Source organism: Prevotella sp. TCVGH, assembly GCF_023522295.1.
In the GTDB taxonomy this organism is placed as follows: domain Bacteria; phylum Bacteroidota; class Bacteroidia; order Bacteroidales; family Bacteroidaceae; genus Prevotella; species Prevotella timonensis.
On the sequence record NZ_QFFX01000006.1, the window covers coordinates 71,092 to 77,960 of the forward strand.

Sequence of the window (6,869 nt, forward strand, 5' to 3'; positions counted from 1 at the left end):
ATAATTTATTAAAATGTGTGGAGATCCTATTTTACAGGCCACACCTCTAATTCTGGATTGGCTGCCACGGCATCGGCAGGGAAACGAAGGGTGTAACGTGCATCATGCTCCTTCAACTGGAAAGTCTCGTCCTTGTAGGTCTTGATCAGCATGGGTTGGGTGGTTCTACGCAAGTCGTCCCAACGAAATCCCTCAAAAGCAAGCTCTCTAAAACGCTCGTCATAGACTTCAGTAAGAAGTTGCTGCTGATTCATGGCATTCAGCTCGTCCACATACTTGGCGCAAACAGCGGGTTTGTACCGCTTTTCTATCAGTGCAGAAAGATACTGACGAGCCTCGGAAAGCTGTCCCATTTGTGTGGCAGCTTCTGCTGCAATAAGGTATGCCTCTGCCGCACGGAAGGAGCAACGATACTCATTACTACCCCCTTTGAGCAGTAGGTAAGTCTGCGAACCTTTGCGTTCCATATACCGTAACTTACGCTGGTCGCCCTTTTTATAAATACCAATGACACTTTCTGACGGTCTTCCTACCTGTTTATAGTTATTGGTCATCACCTGCTCAAGCGCTACGATCGATTCAACCGACTTGTAATGGTTGGGCAACACACCGCCCGAAGCATTGAGATCTTCCAACTCACCATGCTTCGCCATCACCTCTTGAGCCGCCTTTAACGCTCCTTGCCAGTCGCCTTTGTACAGACAAACACGCGCCTTGAGTGCTTGTGCCGAGATAACATTGAAGCGGTAGGTATGACCTTCGTCCCATTTCTCCACGTTGAGGTGCTTGGCTGCCTCATCAATGTCGCTCAGTACCTGCTCATAAACGGCTTTCAGACTACTACAATGTGGAATGGTTTTCACATCTGCCTGCAACTGCAACGGCACTCCTCGCGTTGTCTCAGGATTTACCTTAGTATAGGGTTGGGCAAACAGGTTAGCCAACAAGAAATGACAATAGGCACGGAGCATATAGCATTCGCCCACCAACTGTTCTATTTCTTTCTTGCTTGCGTTCGTTATCTGACCTTGGTTTTCAATGATATAATTAGCGATATAAATGACATGCCAATAGCGACGCCAGTTAGGAGCAGCTGTAGAAGTGGAAGGAGCGGCATCATTCCACCGCCATATATCAAAATACGAACTGTAATCTTCGGGCGAAGTAGCGGTGGGAGACATCGTCAACTCATCACTTCGAAGGGAGGCAAAGCCACGATCTTCGGGAAATGTGGAATATTCATAGGTAAGCATCTGTCGATATTCCTCACCTGTCTTGGCAATCACTTTACCCGTAGGAGCGATGTCAAGAAAGTTGTCACAGCTTGTCAGCACTGCCAACAAAGCCAAACACAACGTGAATGTATGTAGTTTTCTCATCTTCTTTTCAACTTAAAAATTCATATTCAAACCAAAGATAACGCTTTTTGCCATAGGCTGGGCAAATGGGTTTCCCATGGTCTCGGGGTCGAGATAGTTGGTGTAGTCGGTAGCAACGACAAAGAGGTTGCGCCCTTCTAAAGACAGTGACGCATTGGTAACGCCCACCTTGTTGAGCCATTTCGAGGGCAATTTGTAGCCCAAACGAAGGCTTTGCAGACGCATATAACTGCGGTCTTTCACCCAAGTATCGAGCATACTGTAGGTATTGTATTCAGAATATTGAATGTGCTCGGGCACTCGCACATCCTTCGTCATCAACTTGGGAAAAGTTGTTTGGCTGTTGGTTGGCGTCCAACGTTGCAGGATGTCACGATTGACATTCAGCCCTCTGTCGTACGTTGTGGGGTTATAAGAGGGTTGTACACGCACCTTCATGCCTAAGTTAAAAATGAAGTTAATGCCCAATTGCCAATCTTTATACTCAAAATGATTGATAAAACCACCTGACACTTTAGGGTCGGTAGTACCCATATAGGTGTATAATGCTCGCTGTTCGGAAGCCGAAAGTGTGCTTGCACCAGCATTATTTAGTTTCAACAGTTCGGCAGCGGTCACCTTGTTACCCTCTTTGTTAACAAACAAGGGATATCCATCCTTATCTAAACCCGCTGTCTTGTAGGCAAACAAGGCACCCACAGGATAGCCTTCACGACTGGGATAGGTAGAGTTTTCTGCCACGCTCTCGTTCAAAATCTTATTGGTGTTGAAGCCTAAATTCAGGTTGGTGGTCCACTTGAAATTCCTGGTGTAAATGTTTCTTGACCCCAAGGCTATCTCCCATCCGCTATTCTCCATGCTTGCCCAGTTGATAGTAGTAGCCGAGAACCCTGTTTCTTGTGGCAACATACGCATTCCGATGAGGTCACTACTGCGGCGATAGTAATAGTCTGCCGACAGCGTTATGGCATTGTTCCACAAACCAAGGTCTACTCCAAAGTTCACGTTTTTCGTCTTTTCCCAACGCAAATCAGGGTTGGGAGCTGTCTCTGCCTTTATCATTTGTTCACCCTTTCCTGGCAATATCGACGTTTTGTCATAGAAGCCAATGAGATAAGGCGAAGTGTTTTTGTCGATGTTTCCTTGGATTCCGTAGGATGCACGCAACGCCAAATTGCTAAGCCATTTAGCCTTTTTGGCAAAACGCTCTTGGTGTACGCGCCACAAACCACTCACTGAATATAGCGGCAGATAACGATATTTCTTGGCAACACCGAACACATCGGAGCCATCGAAGCGCACACTGCCTCCCAAAGTGTAACGATAGAACAGCGTGTACGAACCAGTTGCAAACCACGACACATAGGCATTTTCGGCTTGATTCTCACGATGTAGCGGACGACTCTCTGCTGTTGTCTCATTTGGAAATATCACAGGATGCGTGGTAAGCGTACGGGCATCGTAACCGTATGCTGCTGAATAAACAGAAGAAGAGTTGATGTGGCGCACCTCTGTACCAGCCAAAAGCTCAACATCGTGAACCTTATTAAAGCGGTGTGCATACTCTAAAAGAGCCTTCCATGTCCACTGCAAACTATTATAGGAGGTAGTTTTGTGCATTCCTCCTTCTGGAAGATACGAGCGTTTGCCGTCTTTATAAGCATAAATAGCATTGAAGTGTTCCTTTCTCATCGCAAAACTGTTCTCGCCAGCGTACTTCTCTAATGAGTAGTTGTCATACTGCAAGCCAAATTGCGAGGTGAGTTTCAAGTCGGGTGTGAACTGCAATTCACCGTCAAAGATAGCCATGAGCGATCGATCGGTACGCTTGTGGGAAGTGTTTTCTCGTTCTTCAAAGATGTTGAAGTCGAGCGACGAGTCTTCTTTTCCCTGCACATTGACATCGTAATGATACTTACCTTCGACAAAAGGCAGGAAGTATGGGTTTGCCAAACGTGAGTAATACACTGGGTTAGTAAATCCATTGGTGTCGGTGAGATAGCTGTTTTGCTTCCGTTGGTTGGCGTAAACAGACGCACCCAACTTTAACATTTTGTTGATACGGTAATCGGCTTTCAATGTCATGTTAAAGCGTTTGTTGTCAACACCTTTCACATTACCCTGCTCATCGTAATAACCCACTGATGTATAATAGCCCGAACGGTTGCTCCCACCTGCAATACTGGCATTGTATTCTTGGTTCATAGCATGGCGGAAAAGGATATCATTCCAATCGGTATGGATGTTGCGAAGCGCATCAATCTGCGTTTGTGCCGATGCTGAAAGCGCTTTCCATCCTCCTTTTTTGTATGCCTCCGTCTCGTTGAGTGTTTTCAGAATGTTCGCCACCTCACCCTTATGTTCACGATAGGTGTAGTCTGAAGCCAACAAGCCTAACTCTAAATCCACCTTTTCGTCAGCATTCAACAGGTTCAGACGGTCAATATTCAACTTCGGGCTGTAGGTATATTTGGCAGAAAAGTTAATAACCGGTCTGCCCTCCTTGCCTTTCTTGGTGGTGATGACAATCACTCCATTGGCAGCACGAGCACCATAAATGGCAGTGGCGGCAGCATCTTTCAGCACCGTGATGTTCTCAATGTCTGAGGGATTGATGCCTGCGATGGACGTTTGATACATGTCATCGATGTCGTTGAGGTCCTCCATAGACGGAATGTCCGTACCCTCCAAAGGAATCCCATCCAACACCCACAGTGGCTCCTGTGTGCCATTGATGGACGCGGTACCACGAATACGTATCTTCACTGGTGCGCCCGGAGCGCCCGAACTGCTTACCGTAGACAGACCGGCTATCTGTCCTGCCAAGGCTTGGTCGATGTTCTTCACCGCTCCCACAGCCTTGTCGGAGATGTCGACTGTCGTTACAGAGGCTGTCAGCTTGCGTCTGTCAATGCGCTGGTAACCAGTTACAACTACTTCGTTGATGGAATGTGCGTCGGGCATCAGCAAGATTTTGTAATGATTAACGCCTGGCTTCAGACTAATAGTTTGCGTTGTATAACCCACATAGCTAACGGATATGGCTTTTGTATCCTTTCCAACAGACAACTTGAACTTTCCTTCGTAGTCGGTCACCGTACCCGTTGACACCTTACCTACGCCCTTTCCCACCGTTGCACCAATGAGTGGTTCGTCCTTGAGGTCGCCATCAAGCACCACACCAGTAATCACTCGCTCCTGTGCCTGCACCTGCAAGACACACGCCAGCAAGGCGATGAGCATGTATATCGTTTTCTTTTTCATTGTTATTCTTCTTATTTCGTTAATCCCAAAGCTGTTTGTATGCGTAATATCACGTCCTCATAATGAAGACGAGTAGTAGTATCTGAACGGTGTAACCTGCTCTTCAATAGTTTCATGACACGAATCATCTCGCCTCGTTTCAAACTCAACGCATCGCTGTTACGTGTTACCTGCGTATTCGTCATTTGTATGTTTCTTGACTTACTGCTTAAATAAGTTTCCTCCTGACAGCCCAATCGCTTATCGGGTTGGTCAAGGAAACTGTTTTCGTATAACTTCTTGTTGATTTTCACACCCTCTCCTTCGGCAGCCGCTGTAATGAGTGCATCGATAAAACTCTTTTGCAAATTACGCTCCAAGAGATTGGGCGACTTTTCTGCCAAGGTTGTCTTAAAGATATGTCGATGCAACATTTCCATAAATTCTACAGGTGTGAACGCCTTTTTGCCATTTTCATATTCGTTTTCATACATTCGCATCAAGCGGTCGTTATTGAGCAAATCCCACAAAATGTAATTCTGCTGGTTCTTCAACATATAGAAAGGTTGCTGCTCTTCTACACCCAATGGGGTCTTACGTTGTAAATAAGTCAACTTCGAGAGCGGTGTGTCGAACAGCCATTTTGGTTCACTCAGCACCTCATCCAACAAGAATTGCAATGCCTGACGCTGCTTGCTTTTCTCGACAAAGCGGAATGATGTCTGCCCATCGCCAACCGTAAGGTTCTCCAAGTACATGCCTCCCACATTTGCCATGACATGATATAGGTACAAACTCCACTGATAGATCACCGCCGAATAAAGGTTGGAAGCCTCATCGTAGTCTTGTCCTGGCTTGCCTGTAGTGGTCCAGTTGATGATATTAGGCACAATTCGCTTGAGGTTGGCAATGCCATATCGTGCCGACTTTACAGCGTCGTCGCCCAAATCTTCGCTTAAGGCACGTGGGTCAATGGCAGTACGCTGCGGCTGCGCCTCACTATATTTATACAAACGTCCACGATGTTTTCCTAAAAAATCGTTCAACTTCTGCTGTTCATCTGTGCCTTGCGGATACCACCGATAGCCCCACTCAATTGCCATGAGGTCGTAAGGTCCGATGTTAGGTGACATCACTTTCACCCCGTCACCCAGTTGGGCAACATAATTGAAACGCGCATAATCCATAATTGACGATGAGGTGCCTCCCATTCGTTGAGTGAAACTTACAGACCGAAGCGAATCGGTGGGATAGGCATTTGAGGCGATCATGTTGTGTCGTAAGCCCAAAGAATGCCCCACTTCATGACAGGCTACAAAGCGTACAGCATCGCCTATCAACTCTTCGGGTAATCGCATACAGCGTGCTTGAGGGTTCTGTGCCCCCGTTTGTACCTTGATCCACTCACTGATGAGTGATTGTACGTTATGCCACCAAACGATATCTGCTTCCAATATCTCACCTGTACGAGGGTCAATGACCGATGGTCCCATGGCATTGGCTTTGGTAGATGCGGCATAAGTCAACACCGAATAGCCCATGTCATCACCCACTTGCGCCAAACTATCAGTATAATCGAACACCTGAATGGCATTCTTAAAACCAGCCCGCTCAAATGCCTTATTCCAATCTGTCATACCTTTTTTAATATAAGGGCGCAAGTGTTTGGGTACGGCTTGGTCGATATAAAACACGATAGGTTGAATGGGTTCTACCAATTCGCCACGCAGATAGGCGGCTGTATCCGAAGGAACGAGACGCCAACGAGTGATATAGTTTTTGGGTTCTACCTTGTTTTGATAGTCGTTGTATTGGATATTTGAGGTGGTGAAGTATCCCACACGGGCATCCTCCTCGCGACCTTGCATAGGATATTTTGGCAAGAGAGAGAGCGAGGAACTCACCACTACCGTCACGTTTACCTTGCTATTTCCCTCATGAACGGTCGTTGTTAGCTCAGAAGTGGCTGTGACATTGTTCTTAAACGCCTTGATATCAATAATTCGCGACAAGTTTGCAATAGGACTTGTGCCTAAATTAATATTGTTGAACACATCATTTAGGAAGTTCTCCTTGCCGTTGTACAAGTCGTTGACCTTCACTATTACGGTAGAAGAGTCGTTCGCCATGCCTTCTATCTGGGTCAGTCGTAAAACCCAGTTGCATCCCTCTCTCTTCATGCACATAATTTCATAAGTATTTGTTATCTTTGCATCATGAAGACCGAGCAATTGTTGCGTTGTATCT

At 46.4% G+C, this 6,869-nt stretch carries 3 protein-coding genes; all 3 read right to left on the reverse strand.

Features of this window, described 5'->3' with window-relative positions; all coding sequences use genetic code 11:
* Positions 1-26: 26 nt before the first annotated feature.
* Complete coding sequence (locus DEM91_RS02220; protein ID WP_249857834.1) at positions 27-1,379, reverse strand: RagB/SusD family nutrient uptake outer membrane protein; 1,353 nt, start codon at positions 1,377-1,379, stop codon at positions 27-29.
* Positions 1,380-1,391: 12 nt separating this feature from the next.
* Positions 1,392-4,643 carry a SusC/RagA family TonB-linked outer membrane protein gene (locus tag DEM91_RS02225; protein ID WP_249857835.1) on the reverse strand — a complete coding sequence of 1,084 codons (3,252 nt, stop codon included), beginning with the start codon at positions 4,641-4,643 and terminating at the stop codon, positions 1,392-1,394.
* An 11-nt stretch (positions 4,644-4,654) separates the two neighbouring features.
* A partial coding sequence (locus DEM91_RS02230; protein WP_249857836.1) for a zinc-dependent metalloprotease occupies positions 4,655-6,869 on the reverse strand: 2,215 nt, incomplete at its 5' end.